The organism is Arthrobacter sp. P1_A5, from assembly GCF_056406825.1.
This window is the reverse complement of record NZ_JBFTZL010000061.1, coordinates 1-15,318: the sequence shown is the minus strand read 5'-3', so window position 1 is coordinate 15,318 and position 15,318 is coordinate 1. Positions and strand designations below refer to the sequence as shown.

General features: G+C 66.7%; 14 protein-coding genes. 7 read left to right on the top strand and 7 right to left on the bottom strand.

The window, feature by feature from the left end; translation table 11 throughout:
• Positions 1 to 58 precede the first annotated feature (58 nt).
• A complete protein-coding gene (locus AC1D1S_RS10770; protein WP_476994421.1) occupies positions 59 to 1,330 on the bottom strand; it encodes an MFS transporter in 1,272 nt (423 codons plus the stop codon).
• Positions 1,331 to 1,432: 102 nt separating this feature from the next.
• On the opposite strand from AC1D1S_RS10770, the gene AC1D1S_RS10765 reads away from it, so the two are divergent.
• The 3 genes from AC1D1S_RS10765 (at position 1,433) to AC1D1S_RS10755 (ending at position 4,262) form a co-directional block, all read left to right on the top strand.
• Positions 1,433 to 1,900 (top strand): Fur family transcriptional regulator, encoded by a 468-nt coding sequence (locus AC1D1S_RS10765; protein WP_476994420.1) that lies wholly within the window; start codon positions 1,433 to 1,435, stop codon positions 1,898 to 1,900.
• 22 nt (positions 1,901 to 1,922) lie between these two features.
• Complete coding sequence (locus tag AC1D1S_RS10760) at positions 1,923 to 3,422, top strand: catalase (RefSeq protein WP_028276967.1); 1,500 nt, start codon at positions 1,923 to 1,925, stop codon at positions 3,420 to 3,422.
• A 189-nt stretch (positions 3,423 to 3,611) separates the two neighbouring features.
• Positions 3,612 to 4,262, top strand: coding sequence for a DUF2461 domain-containing protein (locus AC1D1S_RS10755; protein WP_476994419.1), 651 nt, complete (start codon positions 3,612 to 3,614; stop codon positions 4,260 to 4,262).
• An 8-nt stretch (positions 4,263 to 4,270) separates the two neighbouring features.
• Here AC1D1S_RS10755 and AC1D1S_RS10750 read toward each other — a convergent pair whose 3' ends face one another.
• From AC1D1S_RS10750 to AC1D1S_RS10725, 6 genes are all read right to left on the bottom strand, one after another.
• On the bottom strand, positions 4,271 to 4,876 hold the full coding sequence (locus AC1D1S_RS10750; RefSeq protein ID WP_476994418.1) for a TetR/AcrR family transcriptional regulator: 606 nt from the start codon (positions 4,874 to 4,876) through the stop codon (positions 4,271 to 4,273).
• A gap of 141 nt (positions 4,877 to 5,017) precedes the next feature.
• Positions 5,018 to 6,574 (bottom strand): amino acid permease, encoded by a 1,557-nt coding sequence (locus tag AC1D1S_RS10745; RefSeq protein WP_476851254.1) that lies wholly within the window; start codon positions 6,572 to 6,574, stop codon positions 5,018 to 5,020.
• A 163-nt stretch (positions 6,575 to 6,737) separates the two neighbouring features.
• Positions 6,738 to 7,082 (bottom strand): DUF779 domain-containing protein, encoded by a 345-nt coding sequence (locus tag AC1D1S_RS10740; RefSeq protein WP_476953260.1) that lies wholly within the window; start codon positions 7,080 to 7,082, stop codon positions 6,738 to 6,740.
• Positions 7,083 to 7,121: 39 nt separating this feature from the next.
• The gene (gene exaC / locus AC1D1S_RS10735; protein ID WP_476994417.1) at positions 7,122 to 8,645 is read right to left on the bottom strand and encodes an acetaldehyde dehydrogenase ExaC; all 1,524 of its coding nucleotides are present in this window, start codon (positions 8,643 to 8,645) and stop codon (positions 7,122 to 7,124) included.
• Between the two features lie 133 nt (positions 8,646 to 8,778).
• Complete coding sequence (locus tag AC1D1S_RS10730; RefSeq protein ID WP_476994416.1) at positions 8,779 to 10,158, bottom strand: GAF domain-containing protein; 1,380 nt, start codon at positions 10,156 to 10,158, stop codon at positions 8,779 to 8,781.
• A gap of 105 nt (positions 10,159 to 10,263) precedes the next feature.
• Complete coding sequence (locus AC1D1S_RS10725; protein WP_243181988.1) at positions 10,264 to 11,709, bottom strand: FAD-dependent oxidoreductase; 1,446 nt, start codon at positions 11,707 to 11,709, stop codon at positions 10,264 to 10,266.
• Positions 11,710 to 11,830: 121 nt separating this feature from the next.
• On the opposite strand from AC1D1S_RS10725, the gene rarD reads away from it, so the two are divergent.
• The 4 genes from rarD to AC1D1S_RS10705 all read left to right on the top strand — a co-directional run.
• Positions 11,831 to 12,865 (top strand): EamA family transporter RarD, encoded by a 1,035-nt coding sequence (gene rarD / locus AC1D1S_RS10720; protein ID WP_476994430.1) that lies wholly within the window; start codon positions 11,831 to 11,833, stop codon positions 12,863 to 12,865.
• 92 nt (positions 12,866 to 12,957) lie between these two features.
• On the top strand, positions 12,958 to 13,362 hold the full coding sequence (locus AC1D1S_RS10715) for a DUF7793 family protein (RefSeq protein WP_476994415.1): 405 nt from the start codon (positions 12,958 to 12,960) through the stop codon (positions 13,360 to 13,362).
• Positions 13,349 to 14,881 carry a putative bifunctional diguanylate cyclase/phosphodiesterase gene (locus tag AC1D1S_RS10710; protein WP_243181986.1) on the top strand — a complete coding sequence of 511 codons (1,533 nt, stop codon included), beginning with the start codon at positions 13,349 to 13,351 and terminating at the stop codon, positions 14,879 to 14,881. The genes AC1D1S_RS10715 and AC1D1S_RS10710 overlap by 14 nt, the downstream gene beginning before the upstream one ends.
• Before the next feature lie 65 nt (positions 14,882 to 14,946).
• The coding region (locus AC1D1S_RS10705; protein WP_476994414.1) for a class I SAM-dependent methyltransferase at positions 14,947 to 15,318 on the top strand (372 nt) is incomplete at its 3' end.

The window sequence follows — 15,318 nt, the reverse complement described above, 5'->3', positions numbered from 1 at the left end:
TACGTGTACTGCAAGCTGATGCCCTGTAATTCACTGACCTACCAAGGAAAACGAACCGCTATGGCACCGGGTTCCGCGCGTCGTACCGCAGGAATCCACTCTGCTGGCGGGCCAATATCCAGGCCACAGCGATGCACAACATGCCGCCGAGCAGCAGGACCCACCCCTCGTTCAAAAGTTTAGTCGCGCCGCCGGCCAGCATGTCCCCGATCCGGGGCCCGCCGGCGACCACCACCACAAAGACGCCCTGCAGACGCCCGCGCAGATGGTCGGGGGTGGAGGCCTGCAGGATGGTGGTCCGGAAGACTGCGCTCACGGAATCCGCGATGCCGGCCAGCGCGCAGCACAGGGCGGCGGGCAGCAGCCACACGCCCACGCCATCGTCGCCGGAATGCCCGGCCAGGACCACCACCAGGCCGAAGGCCGCCACCGAGCCGCCCCAGCCCATCACGGACCACACCACCGCGGCCCCCTGCCGGCGGACGCCGCCCAGCGGCCCCGAGAACAGGCCGGCCAGGAACGCCCCCACGGCCATCGAGGCCAACAGGATCCCCACCGTGGCCTTACCGCCACCGATCATCAACGCCCCGACGGCCGGCAGGAGCGCCCGGGGCTGGGCAAAGATCATGGCCACGAGATCGATCACGAACGTCATGCGGAGGTTGGGCCGGGTGCCAAGGAAACGGAACCCCTCCACCACGGAACGCAGCCCGGCCGGCCTGGCGTGCTCGCCCGGCGGCATGGAAGGCAGTTTCAGGAGGGCCCAGAACGCAAACGCAAAGCTGATGACGTCGATCGTGTACGTCCAGCCGAACCCCACCCATGCCACGAGCACGCCGGCCAGCAGCGGGCCGGCGGTCATGGTCAGCCCGAAAATCATCATGCTCAGGGCATTTGCGGCCGGCAGTAACTCCTTGCGCACCAGCACCGGGATGATGGCGCTGCGTGCCGGCTGGTTGATGGCCTGGGCACCGCTCTGCACCGCCACGAGCGCATAGAGCAGCCACACGTTGCCCACTTCCAGCCACGCCTGGAGGGCCAGCGCGGCGGTGGTCAGCCAGAGGACGGACGAGGCCAGCAGGGCCACGGTGCGGCGGTCATGGGCGTCGGCGATCGAGCCGCCCAGGAGGCCGCCAAAGACCAGCGGCACGAGGGCGAAGAGGCTCAGCAGGCCCACGTAGAGGCTGTCCTGGGTCAGCCGGTAGACCTCCAAGCTGACGGCCACCAAGGTCAGTTGGCTGCCCAGGGCGGAGACGGCGGACCCAAGCCACAGACGGCGGAAGGCCGGACTTTCACGCAACGGCGTGATGTCCGCCAGCATTTTCTCCACCGGGCAACTCTAGTGGCGAACCGGGACTGCCCTGTGACACGGCCGGACAATATTAGCCACGCCTTATTGTGAGGCAGTCATAATAAGTGCTTGAATGGGGGTATGACGGATTCCTCGGGTACCCACGACGCATGGGCAGCCGCCCTGCGTGCCCACGGCCGCCGGGTGACCAAGCAGCGCCTGGCCRTGCTGGCCGCCGTCGAACATCACCCGCATTCGCCGGCAGAGGCAATCCTTGCCGCCGCCCGGCAGGAATTGCCGGACCTGACCGCCCAGTCTGTCTACGTGGTCCTCGGGGACCTCACGGATCTGCACATGCTGCGCCGTTTTGAGCCCCCGCACTCCCCCGCGCTGTACGAGACGCGGGTCGGGGACAACCACCACCATGCCGTGTGCATCAGCTGCGGCCGGGTGGAGGACGTCGAATGCGCCGTGGGCCACGCGCCCTGCCTGACCCCGCACTGGAACGCGGACGCCAAGCCGATGACCATCCAGATCGCGGACGTGCTGTACCAGGGCATCTGCCAGGACTGCCAGCGCACCCAACAGCTTCCCTCCGAACGAAACTAAGAAACCCAACCCAAGGAGAACTATGACTGAGATCATCTCTGCGCCCGCCGTGTCCACGACACAGTCCGGGGCTCCCGTCACTTCCGACGCCCACTCCAAGTCCGTCGGCGCCGACGGTGCGATCATCCTGACCGATCACTACCTGATCGAGAAGCTCGCGCAGTTCAACCGCGAGCGTGTCCCGGAGCGCGTCGTGCACGCCAAGGGCGGCGGCGCCTTCGGTACCTTCAAGACCACAGAGGACGTCTCGAAGTACACCAAGGCCGCACTGTTCCAGCCCGGCGTTGAGACGGACATGCTCATCCGCTTCTCCTCCGTTGCCGGCGAGGCAGGCTCCCCCGACACCTGGCGCGACCCCCGCGGTTTCGCCGTGAAGTTCTACACCACCGAGGGCAACTACGACCTCGTCGGCAATAACACTCCGGTGTTCTTCATCCGCGACGGGATCAAGTTCCCGGACTTCATCCACTCCCAGAAGCGCCTCCCCGGCACCCACCTGCGCGACGCCGACATGCAGTGGGACTTCTGGACCCTCTCCCCCGAGTCCGCCCACCAGGTCACCTGGCTCATGGGTGACCGCGGCCTGCCGGCCTCCTGGCGTGAAATGCAGGGCTACGGCTCGCACACCTACCAGTGGATCAACGCCGAGGGCGAGCGGTTCTGGGTCAAGTACCACTTCAAGTCCAACCAGGGCGTCAAGTCCATGACCGGGGACGAGGCCGAGGCCCTTGCCGGCGCCGACGGCGACTTCTACATCCGCGACCTCCAGGAAAACATTGCCGCCGGCAACTTCCCCTCCTGGGACCTCCACGTCCAGGTCATGCCGTACGAGGACGCCAAGACGTACCGCTTCAACCCCTTCGACCTCACCAAGGTGTGGCCGCACGCGGACTACCCGCTGGTCAAGGTCGGCACCATGGAGCTGAACAAGAACCCGGAGAACTACTTCGCGCAGATCGAGCAGGCCACCTTCGCGCCGTCGAACTTCGTGCCGGGCATCGCCGCCTCCCCGGACAAGATGCTGCAGGCCCGCATCTTCTCCTACGCGGACGCGCACCGCTACCGCGTCGGCACCAACCACGCGCAGCTCCCGGTGAACCTGCCCAAGAGCCAGGTCAACAACTACAGCCAGGACGGCGCCGGGCGTTACCACTTCAACGCCCCGTCCGTTCCGGTGTACGCACCGAACTCTGTGGGCGGCCCGGCTGCCGTTGAGCCCGGCGTTGCGGGCGGCGGCTGGGAGAACGACGGCGAGCTCACGCTCTCCGCGCACTCCCTGCATGCCGAGGACGGCGACTTCGGCCAGGCCGGCACGCTGTACCGCGAGGTGTACAACGACGGCGAGAAGGCCCGCCTGCTGGAGACCGTCACCGGCGCCGTCAGCGGCGTCAAGAACGCCAGCATCAAGGAACGCGCCATCGCGTACTGGACCAACGTCGACGCTGAATTCGGCGCCAAGCTGCGCGCCAACCTCGGTGCCGGCCAGGTTGAGTCCGACGCCGAGGCCGCCAACAAGGTCTGATAGTTGCGTCGAAGGTTGCCTGATTGCCGGCCTTGACGGCCGCCTGGGCGGCCGGTGACCGGCATTCGGTGACAGCTGGAGCCAACAGAACGCCCCGCCACGGACTCCCGTGGCGGGGCGTTTTGCGGTTATCCACATGGGTGCGCGTGGCCCTCGCCACCGCGTGCCGCGGCTCCGTAGGATTTGGGCATGACCGCTTTCGCTGGCACTCCATTCGCAGGCATTCCACGTGACGCCTTCCGGTTCTACGCCGATCTTGAACAGAACAACAACCGGGACTGGTGGCTCGAGCACAAGCCGGTCTACGAGGCCGTGGTGAAGGGGCCTCTGACCCAGCTGCTGGCCGAGCTGGAGCCACGCTTCGGACGGGCCAAGCTCTTTCGCCCCAACCGGGATGTCCGGTTCTCGCCGGACAAGTCACCCTATAAGACCGCGCAGGGGGCCTTCGCGGCGGTGGACGAAGGCGTGGGCTTCTATATCCAGCTCAGCGCCGACGGCCTCCTGATCGGCGGCGGCTGCCACACCCACACTCCGGCCCAGCTGGCACGCTTTCGCGGTGCCGTGGACGATCCCGCCAGCGGCGACGCCCTCCAGGCGATCGTGCGGAAGGTCGAGGCGGCAGGGTTCGCGCTGGAGGGCGAACGGCTAAAAACGGTGCCGCGGGGCTTCGACAAGGACCATCCCCGGGCGGAGCTGCTCAAGCACAAATCCCTCACGGCCGGCGTCAACGTGGGCCAGCCCGGCTGGCTTGCCGGTCCCGGGGCGGTGGAGGAAGTGGCACAGCGCTGGGAGCAACTGCGCCCCCTCGTGGAGTGGGAGGGCCGCTACGCTGCTCCCTGACGTTCTGCTCAGATGTGCTGGCCGTCGGTGGCGAGGCGCCTGTCGAGGTTGTTGAAGAAGACCAGCATCATCAGCTCAAAGGCCTTGGTGGCTTCCTCTGGCTGGTTGTTGACGACGAAATCGAACTGYAGCCCGTAGAACGCGGCCGTGAACAGCCGGGCGTCGGTGTCGGCGAATTCCGGCTGGATGCCCTGGATGACCAGCCAGTCCCGGGCCTTCTCGTGCAGCATCCGGAAGTGCTCCTGCGCTGTGCCGCGCGGCACCGCCGCCACAATGTCCTGCGCCGTGGCCTCAAATTCAAGCCGGGCCAGGTGCCGGTTGCGCTGCGCCATGGTCCACTGCCAGGACTCAAGCAGGAAGGCCCGCCACGCGTCCCGGTCGATGTCCCTGACGTCGGTGGCGCGGATGCTGTCCAGCCGGGATTCGATGCCGCGGATGATCTCGTTGATCAGCTGTTCGCGGTGCCCGAAGTGGTAGACCAGGACGTAGCTGCTGACACCCAGCCCGTCGGYCAGGCCGCGAAACGTCAGCTCCGCCAGGGTCTTGTCCATGAGGTAGTCGAGAATTGCCGACAGCAACTCTGATTTGCGTTCCGGTCTTGCTGGGCGGGCCATGTGTCCATCTTAGGGAGCGCCGCCATTACGGAGCGGCGCACCAACGCCGAAGTCGCCGGAGCCGTGCGGTTACGCCGGAAATTTCCAGCGAATTCGCACGGCTCCGGCGACCTCGATGCGGCGGGGCCGATCGCTCCCGTCTCAGGAGCGGGTGAGCGCGTCCTCGTTGTCCTCCGCGGGCGCTCCGGCCGCGCTGGCCGTGCCGTTCACCGAGGCGCGGGCCTCCGCGAACTTTTCATTCAGCCGGGAGTGGCGCTGGCCGTAGGCGAAGTAGATCGCAATACCGATCACGAGCCAGATGGCGAAGAAGATCCAGGTTTCCACGGCCAGGTTCGTCATGAGGTACAGGCACAGGACCGCAGAGACGACCGGGAGCACCTTGCCGAACGGGACACGGAAGGCCGGCTTCAGGTCCGGGCGCTTCTTGCGCAGCACCAGGATGCCAAGGCTCACCATCACGAAGGCGGACAGGGTCCCGATGTTGATCATTTCCTCGAGCAGGTCCACGTTGGTCAGGCCGGCGACGAGCGCCACTCCGGCGCCGCAGATGATCTGCAGGCGGGCCGGCGTCCCCCGCACCGAGCTGGTCTTGGACAGGGAGCGCGGAAGCAGGCCGTCGCGGCTCATCGCGAGCACCACGCGCGAGAGGCCCATGAGCAGCACCATGATCACGGTGGTCAGGCCCACGAGGGAGCCAAAGGCAATGACCTTGGCGGCGTCGGTATTGCCGACCGCTTCGAAGGCGGTGGTGAGCGTCGGGTTCTTGGCCTCGGCCAGCTGGGTGTAGGACACCATGCCGGTCAACGCCAGCGACACCAGGATGTACAGCACGGTAACGATTGCCAGGCCGCCGAAGATGCCGCGGGGCAGCGTCTTCTGCGGGTTCTTGACCTCTTCGGCCGAGGTGGCGACGACGTCGAAGCCGATGAAGGCGAAGAAGACCAGGGCGGCGCCGGCGAAGATCCCGAGGGTTCCGTACTGGGCCGGGGCGGCGCCAGTCAGGAAGCCGAAGAACGACTGCTTGAGGACATCCGCGGTTCCGGTGCCTCCGGTCGGCTCGGAGGCCGGGACGAACGGGGCGTAGTTCTCGAACTTCACGTACGTGAAGCCGACGACGATCACGAAGAGGACCACCGCGATCTTGATGAGCGTGAAGATGTTGCCGACGCGGGCGGAGAGCTTGGTCCCGAGGACCAGCAGCACGGTGAAGATGGCAACGATCAGGAAGGCGCCCCAGTAGAGGTCGACGCCGCCCAGGGAGATCGACGGCGGAATGTCTACGCCCATGAGCGCAAAGACTTTGCTGAGGTAGATGCCCCAGTACTTCGCGATCACGGCGCCGGCCGTGAAGAGTTCGAGGATCAGGTTCCAGCCGATGATCCACGCCAGGATCTCACCCATGGTCGCGTAGGTGAAGACGTAGGCCGAGCCTGCCACCGGGATGGCCGTGGCGAACTCGGCGTAGCACATGATGGCGAGCGCGCAGGTGACGGCGGCGATCGCGAAGGAGATGGTGACGGCGGGGCCGGCAAAGTTCGCGGCGGCCTTGGCGCCGACCGAGAAGATCCCGGCGCCCACGGCAACCGCGACCCCCATGATCATGAGGTCCCACGTGCTTAGCGTGCGCTTCAGCTTGCGTCCGGGTTCATCGGCGTCGGACATGGACTGCTCGATGGATTTGGTCCGGAAAAGGTTCATTAGGAAAGTCCGCAATCTCGATAACTGGGGTGGAAACAGACCTATCCATCTTAGAGTCCATCCACTGGACGGCCCGATTTGTCCCGCATAGTGAGACAAAGGCCCGGCCGGAGCCGCCGCGGAAGCTGCTCCGCGGGCGGCTCCGGCCGGGCCGGGGGGCGGGTCAGACGGGCCAGTTTTCCATCAGCGTCGAGCGGATGAGGAACCGTTTGCCTTCCGGCGCTTCCACCGAGAAGCCGCTCCCCCGGCCGGGGACGACGTCGACGGTCAGGTGCGTGTGGCTCCAGTAGTTGAACTGTTCACGCGACATCCAGAATTCCAGCGGCTGGGGCTGCAATCCGTCGGAGATGTCGAACAGGCCCAACAGGACGTCGGAGTCGCCGGTCAGGAACTCCCCCGCCGGATAGCACATGGGTGAGGATCCGTCGCAGCAGCCGCCCGACTGGTGGAACATCAAAGGCCCGTGCTGCGTCCAGAGCTTGCGGAGCAGGTCCACGGACTCCGGCATGAGCGCCACCCGGGAGAATTCCTCCCGGGAGAATTCCTCTTAGAAGAAGCCGAGCTTGTTTTCGTTGTAGCTGACCAGGAGGTTCTTGGTCTGCTGGTAGTGGTCCAGCATCATGGAGTGGTTCTCGCGGCCGATGCCGGAGGACTTGTACCCGCCGAACGCGGCACCGGCGGGGTAGGCGTGGTAGTTGTTGACCCACACACGGCCGGCCTGGATCTCGCGGCCGGCGCGGTAGGCGACGTTGCCGTTGCGGGACCAGACGCCGGCGCCGAGGCCGTAGAGGGTGTCGTTGGCGATGCCCATGGCGTCGTTGTAGTCGCTGAAGCGGGTTACGGACACCACCGGGCCGAAGATTTCCTCCTGGAAGATCCGCATCTTGTTGTGGCCTTCGAAGATGGTCGGCTGGACGTAGTAGCCGCCGGCCAGATCTCCGGGCATTTCGGCCCGGCCGCCGCCGGTGAGCACCTTGGCGCCCTCCTGCTTTCCGATGTCGATGTAGGACAGGATCTTTTCCAGCTGGTCGTTGGAGGCCTGGGCGCCGAGCTGGGTTTCGGTGTCCAGCGGGTTGCCCTGGATGATTTTCTCCACCCGGGCCACGGCGTCGGCCATGAAGGAATCGTAGATGTCTTCCTGGACCAGGGCACGGGATGGGCAGGTGCAGACTTCACCCTGGTTGAAGGCAAAGAGCGTGAAGCCCTCCTGGGCTTTGTCGTAGAACGCGTCATTGGTGTCCGCGACGTCGTTGAAGAAGATGTTCGGGCTCTTGCCGCCGAGCTCCAGCGTGACCGGGATCAGGTTCTGGCTGGCGTACTGGCTGATCAGCCGTCCGGTGGAGGTTTCGCCGGTGAAGGCGATCTTGCGGATACGGGGGCTGGAGGCCAGCGGCTTGCCGGCCTCGACGCCGAAGCCGTTGACCACATTGAGGACACCGGCCGGTAGCAGGTCGCCGATCAGTTCCATCAGCACCAGGATCGAGGACGGTGTCTGCTCGGCCGGCTTCAGGACGACGGCGTTGCCGGCGGCGAGGGCCGGGGCGAGCTTCCAGACGGSCATCAGGAKCGGGAAGTTCCACGGGATGATCTGGCCGACGACGCCGAGCGGCTCATGGTAGTGGTAGGCCGTGGTGTCGTCGTCGAGCTGGGACAGTCGTCCCTCCTGCGCGCGCACGGCGGAGGCGAAGTAGCGGAAGTGGTCCGCAGCGAGCGGGATGTCCGCGTTGAGGGTTTCGCGGATCGGCTTGCCGTTGTCCCAGGATTCGGCGACGGCGAGCATCTCCAGGTTCTCATCGATCCGGTCGGCGATCTTGTTCAGGATCGAGGCACGCTCGGCCACGGAGGTCTTGCCCCAGGACGGGGCGATCTTGTGGGCCGCGTCCAGCGCCAGCTCGATGTCCTCGGCGGTGCCGCGGGCCACCTCGCAGAAGACCTTGCCGGTGACGGGGGTGATGTTCTCGAAGTACTGGCCCTTGACCGGGGCAACCCATTCGCCGCCGATCCAGTTCTCGTAGCGGTCCTTGAAGGTGACCTTCGAGCCCTCGGTACCGGGCTGGGCGTAGACAGTCATTGCTAGCTCCTTTGCTGTGCAAAATTTGTGGCGGCCAGTTTCTGGCGCTCACCGTTGCCTACAGCGTAGAAGCCGGAAGGTTGCAGTCAGGTTGCAAGCAAGTGATCCGGGTCACTTTCCCGGGAAAGGCCGGTCAGGCGCTCAGTTCCCGGTCCAGCCGTTCGAGATCTGCGACGACGGCGGCGCGCTTGGGCGAGCGGGGCGGCAGCAGCTTCAGTGCGGCGGACCGGACCTCGACGTCGTCCCTTGCCTCGGGCAGCTCGGCGTACTTCAGGAGCGATTCCGCGCTGCCGTCCGTCAGCACGGCCTCGCGCAGCAGGGAAGAGACCCGGCTCCGCAGCTCGGCGATGCCGGGCGCCTCGGAGCGGGGCAGCACGGCGCCGCGGTAAATTTCCAGCGCTATCCGGTGGGCACCGCGCTGCAGGCAGTTGAGGACCTGGCCGGAGTCCGGCAACAGGTCCATTGGCAGCCGGTAGGGCCGGGATTCCGGGACCGCGTCCGGGTTGAGCTGATGCAGGACCTTGCGCAGGCGCACTATCTCGGCCCGCAGCGTCATGGTGGAGGCATCCCCGGGGTAGAGCAGGGTGCAGAGCTCCTCCGCGTTCAGCCCTTCAGGGTGGGTGCTGAGCAGGGCCAGGATTTCGCTGTGCCGGGCGGACAGGGCCACGGTGCGGCCGTCGATGCTGAGCAGCGCCTGGTCCCGGCCGAGCAGCTGGAGGCTGTTGCGGTAGAGGCTGTTGGCGCCCGGGTCCCCGGACGTTTTCGGCGCCGGGCTCCGCCGCCGGGACGCCGGGGACTGCCCGGCTGCGGCCAGCTGCAGCCGTTCCACCCGCAGATGCGCCTGGGCGGCGGCCACTGTCGCTTCGACGAGCGACAACGTATGCGCGGCGACGGCCGATTCCGTGCCGGTGATGTCCACGACTCCCAGCAGGGCGCCGGAATCAGGATCGTGGAACGGCACGGCCGTGCAGCTCCACGGGTGGACGGAGCGCTTGTAGTGTTCGGCGCCGGAGATCTGGATGCCGCGGCCGAGGGCCAGCGCCGTACCCGGGGCGCTCGTGCCAACGGTTGCCTCGGACCAGTCGGCTCCCGGGACGAACATCATCCCTTCGGCCCGGCGCCGCATGGCGGCGTCGCCTTCGACCCAGAGCAGCCGGCCCACCTCGTCCCCCACGGCCACCAGCATGCCGCTGTCGTGGCTGGGCAGGACCAGCAGCTTGTGGATCACGGGCATGATGGCGGCCAAGGGGTGCTGCCGCCGGTATGCTTCGAGTTCTTCGCGGTCCATGGCGAGCGGGGCTTCGGGGTTGTCCGGGTTGGCGTGCAGCTGGACGGAACGCTGCCACGATTCCTGAATCAGGGTGCTGATACCGGGCAACTGTAGGCCCTCGGAGAACGCCAGTCCACGGGAGTCCAGCTGCTCATGGCCCGCACTGGCATATTGCTGGCGCAGCTTTGCGGTGACCCCGCCTGTTGGCGGTAACAATGCTGCCGGATGGACCAGGTTCTTCATTGAACTCCCACTGGACGGGCTCGATGGCGTGCCGGAGGCAGCCACGTCCGGCCCAGTCTAATGGGCCTGCAGGCCACCCGCCAGAGACGCCGGGAACCGCCCCTGCTACCCGCGGGAAATCTCGATCATGTCCTCGCGCGGCACCACCTTGATGCGCTCCCGTTCGATGCCGTTGGCGGACTCCGCCGCGGACCACTCGGCGCCGAGGGCAAGCTCGTGGGCATCGAGCTTGATCCACCCTTCCCACGTGGTGTACTCGATGCCGCGCTCCTTGAGCAGGTCGATGATGGCCTGCGGGTCCGGGTTCTGCGCCGGCGGCAGCGTCAGCCGGTCCTCCAGCAGAAAGCCGATGGTCTCCAGCGCGTCGCCCTTGGTGTGGCCGATCAGCCCGACGGGGCCGCGCTTGATCCAGCCCGTGGCGTAGATTCCGGGCACGGGGTTGCCCTCGGCGTCGAGCACGCGGCCGCCTTCGTTCGGGACGACGCCGCGGCGGGCATCGTATTCCAGCTCATCCAGCGGCGAACCGTGGTAGCCGATCGCGCGGTAGACGGCCTGGACCGGGTAGTCGAGGAACTCACCGGTGCCCTTGACGTTCCCGGTGCCGTCCAGCTGCATGCGTTCGAACTTGATGCCGGCGACCTTGCCGGGGTTCGCGGCGTCGTCTGTTGTTCCATAGATTTCGACGGGGCTGTGCAGGAAGTGCAGGTGCAGCCGGCGCGAGGACGGTTCCTCGGCCTCGGCGTGCTCCTCGACGAGCCAGTTCGTGAGGGTGTTGACCATGGTCCGGATCTGGTTGTTGCTGCGAACGGCCTCGTCCGAGGCCTCGTCGAATTCGAAGTCCTCGGGATACAGGACGATGTCCACGTCCTTGGCGTGGCTGAGTTCGCGCAGCTCCAGCGGCGTGAACTTCACCTGGGCCGGGCCGCGGCGGCCAAACACGTGGACGTCGGTGACCGGCGAATCCTTGAGCGCCCGGTAGACGTTGTCCGGGATTTCGGTGACCAGGAGTTCATCGGCGTGCTTGACCAGCATGCGGGCCACGTCGAGGGCCACGTTGCCGTTGCCGATCACCGCAATCTCCTTGGCCTCCAGCGGCCAGTCCCGCGGCACGTCCGGGTGGCCGTCGTACCAGGAGACGAAGTCGGCCCCGCCGAAGGATCCCTCCAGGCCGATCCCGGGAATATCCAGGTCCGCGTCCTTGATGGCGCCGGTGGAGAAGATGACGGCGTCGTAGAACGCGCGGAAGTCATGCAGCGTCAGGTCCCGGCCATAGGTGACGTTGCCGAGGAACCGGATGTCTCCGCGGTCCAGGACCTTGTGGAGCGCATTGACAATCCCCTTGATCCGCGGATGGTCGGGAGCCACCCCGTAGCGGATGAGGCCGTAGGGCGCCGGATAGGCTTCGAAGAGGTCGATGCTGACCTGGAAGTCGCCGTCCTTGACCTCATTGGATTTCGTCAGGATGTCCGCGGCGTAGACACCGGCCGGGCCCGCGCCAACAATCGCGACACGGAGGGGACGAGAGGATGTGGATTCGGCCGAGTTGGACACCGGGAGCCCTTCTGAGTCTTAGGGACAGCGCCAGTAGATACAGCGCACAGGCCCCTATTCTAAATGTGACCGGCCTGCTCGCGCTCCGATTGGCAGGAATAGGCGTCGCGCAGGTGGTGTTATTGGTTTTGTGCCTAAGCCCGAAGGATCCTTGTCCCCCGCCCCCTTGACAGCGCCGGCCAGCCCGGCCGCTGGAGCAGGGCCGGTGCCGGCCCGGCCGGGCGGACCGGCACCGGTGGACAAGGACACGACGGCGGGAATCCTTTTCGGTATCGGCGCCTACGGGCTCTGGGGGCTGCTGCCCCTGTACTTCTACGTCCTGCATCCGGCCGGCGCGGTTGAAATCGTCGCCAACCGGGTGGTCTGGTCCCTCCTGTTCTGCGTCCTGCTCATCACCGTCACACGGTCCTGGCGGGTGCTGGCTGCTGCTTTCCGGGACCGCACTGTGGTTTGGCCGCTGTCCATCGCCGCTGCCCTGATCGCGGTGAACTGGTTGACGTACACCTACGGCGTGACCACCGGCCAGGCCGTCGAGGCCTCCCTGGGCTACTTCATCAACCCGCTGGTCTCCGTATTGCTGGGGGTCTTCGTCCTGAAGGAGAAGCTGCGGCCGCTGCAGTGGGCCGCGGTCGGCATCGGCTTCGTGGCCGTCGGCGTGCTGACGGTCTCCTACGGCAAGCTCCCCTGGATAGCACTGACACTCGCGCTGAGCTTTGGCCTGTACGGATTCGTCAAGAAGCGCGTGGGCCCGCGGGCGGAGGCGATCACAAGCCTCACCGTGGAGACGATCGTCCTGGCGCCCGTAGCTGCGGCCACCATGATCTTCCTCGCGGTCAGCGGGTCGGCAACTCTGGCCGCAAACGGTGCGGGACATTTCTGGCTGCTGGTGGCGTCAGGCGTCATCACCGCGGTGCCCCTGCTGTTCTTCGGTGCGTCCGCCCGCCGCTTGCCGATGACCACGATCGGCCTGCTGCAGTACTTCGCGCCCGTCCTGCAGTTCATCGTGGCGCTCGTCGTGTTCAAGGAAACAATGACACCGGACCGGTGGGCCGGCTTCGGCGTCGTCTGGCTGGCGCTGCTGGTACTGACCGTGGACATGCTGCACACGGCCCGGAAGAACTCCGTGACCCGGAAACGGGCCCGCGCCGCCGCCTAGCTCTACCGCCCCGGCGGGTTGGCGGCCTGCGCACCCCTGCCACTGTGCGTTAGTGTCATCATGAAGGGGACATGTCGGGGCGAAATTGAGGATTGCTGGTGCCACACGAGGATCGTGAAACTCAGGGCGGGCGCGACATCTCGTCCCTGGACTTCGACAGCAACGGCATCTTGCGCCTTCAGTGGGCCCGCGGCGTGGTGATTGATGCCCCCAACGCCCAGCTGGCCATGGATCGCGTCAATGAGTTGTGCGGCGGGCGGCCCACGCCGCTGCTGATCGACATGGCCACCACGGACTCCGTCAGCCGGGCCGCCCGGGYCGTGTTCGCCAAGCACTGCGACGCCTCGGCAATCGCACTCCTCGGCTACTCCGCCGTGGACCGGGTCCTCGCCAACTTCTTCCTCGGCGTCAATTCCGCGCCGGTTCCGACACGCTTTTTCACCAACGGTGAAGAGGCGGTCCGCTGGCTGACCTCACAGGGCCATGACGGGGCGTGATGATGACCGCCGCCTCGAGGAACTCGTGGACGGCATCGTGGTTCTGTCCTCGGGCGATCTGTCGAACCGGCTGCCGGTCTCACCGGCCCGGGACGGGATAGACGCAGTCACCACCGGCATCAACCTGCTGGCCGAAGAGCTCCAGAGCATGTACGAGGACCTGGAAGTCCGGGTCGCCGAGCGGACCGCGCTCCTGGAGGCGGCCAAAGCCGAACTCCGGCGCGTCATCAACACCGATGAGCTGACCGGCCTGGCCAGCCGCTCGCTGCTGCAGGAAAAAGTGGCCGAAGCCGTTGCCGGGGCCGGCACGGGACGCCAGCCGGCCCTGATCCTGATGGACCTTGATTCCTTCCGGCTCATCAACGACAGCCTCGGCCACGCCGCCGGGGACGCCGTACTGCGCGAGACGGCCCTGCGGCTTAGCGCCGCGGCCGGACCGGGCCACTTGATCGCACGCCTCAGCGGCGATGAATTCGCGGTGCTCGTCGCGGACCAGGACACGGAGTCCGTGCTCCAGACCGCGGCCCGGCTCGGCGAATCACTGAAGGACAGAATCATTGCCGGCGGTGTGGCGGTCGCCCTCACGGCCGGCACCGGTGTCCGGCTCGGCGAACCGGGCCTGCGAAGCGAGGAACTCATCCGCGATGCCGACATCGCCATGCACGAGGCCAAGAAACGCGGCAGGGACACCCTCCTGGTGTTTTCCGCGGCCATGCACGAGGCCGCCAAGCAGCGGGTCCACCAGGTGGCGGAGCTGCGGACGGCACTGGCGACGGACCAGCTCGAGCTGGAGTACCAGCCCATCATGGACCTGCGCACCGGAGCGATCGCCGGCGCCGAGGCCCTGATCCGCTGGCGCCATCCCGCCTTGGGCCTGCTGGGGCCGGATACCTTCCTCGACGCCGCCGACGAGGCCGGGCTCACCGTGGAAATCGGCCACTGGGTGCTCCGGAACGCCATCGCACAAACCGGCCGCTGGAAGTCCGATCCGGGGCTTCCCGCGGACTTCAGCACGCACATCAACCTCTCCCCCGCGGACCTGCACCACGTCGATCTGGCACCCTACGTCGAAGGCCTGCTGAGCCAGAACGGCGTCGAGCCCCGCCATATCTCGATCGAAATCACCGAAACCGCGATCATGCGCGGCGGCCCCGAAGTGGCCGCCACCATGCAGTCGCTCAATGACCTCGGCGTCCGGATCGAGATCGACGACTTCGGCACCGGCTATTCCTCCATCAGCTACCTGCGCACGCTCCCCGCCGCGCAGGCGAAGATCGATAAGTCCCTGCTCGACGGGCTGACCACGGACCGGCAGCAGGAAACCTTCGTCGCCGCCATCCTGCAGCTGATCCATTCGGCCGGGTTGGGCGCCGTCGCCGAAGGCATCGAGGACAGGGAGCAAGCCAACAGGCTGCGGCAGCTGAACTGCGAGTTCGGCCAGGGGTATTTCTTCAGCCGCCCGCTCCCGGTGGCGGACATGACGGACCTGCTCGCGCACAGAGACGGCGCGGTCGCGTGAGAGGAACCGTGCCGGCGGGCAGACGCAAAACAGGAAAACGCAAAACAGGAAAACGCGTGCACTGGGTGGCAGATAGTGTCCGGCTCGCGGCCAGGGTTGCCGTGCTCTCCCTGCACCGTCCCAGCCGCCCGGACCGGCGCTGGGATGCCTTCTGGCGCGGCGTGTCCCAGGGATCCCTCCGGGAACCGGTCATCTGGGACGCCGCCCCGGGCGCCGGGAACGAAGAGATCCGGCACCACCTGCGAGTGATGGCCGGCGCGATGGACACCAGCCTTCCGGTGATCGATCTCGGCTGCGGGAACGGCACCATCACACGGCGGCTTACCGACATCTTCGCCTCGGTCCTCGGCGTCGACGTCTCACCCCAGGCCGTGGCAGCCGCGCATTCCGCGCAGCCGCAGGTTGCAGGCCTCCGTTTCCGGGGCCTCCGTTTCCGG

Excerpts from the sequence above, each read along its gene's own strand:
- AC1D1S_RS10740 (WP_476953260.1), bottom strand. The coding sequence starts at position 7,082 with ATGCCGGAGTCCGTGGACCTGCTCCGCAAGCTCTGGACGCAGCACGGG.
- AC1D1S_RS10745 (WP_476851254.1), bottom strand. The coding sequence starts at position 6,574 with ATGAACCTTTTCCGGACCAAATCCATCGAGCAGTCCATGTCCGACGCC.
- AC1D1S_RS10730 (WP_476994416.1), bottom strand. The coding sequence starts at position 10,158 with ATGAAGAACCTGGTCCATCCGGCAGCATTGTTACCGCCAACAGGCGGG.
- AC1D1S_RS10710 (WP_243181986.1), top strand. The coding sequence starts at position 13,349 with ATGACGGGGCGTGATGATGACCGCCGCCTCGAGGAACTCGTGGACGGC.
- AC1D1S_RS10755 (WP_476994419.1), top strand. The coding sequence starts at position 3,612 with ATGACCGCTTTCGCTGGCACTCCATTCGCAGGCATTCCACGTGACGCC.
- AC1D1S_RS10760 (WP_028276967.1), top strand. The coding sequence starts at position 1,923 with ATGACTGAGATCATCTCTGCGCCCGCCGTGTCCACGACACAGTCCGGG.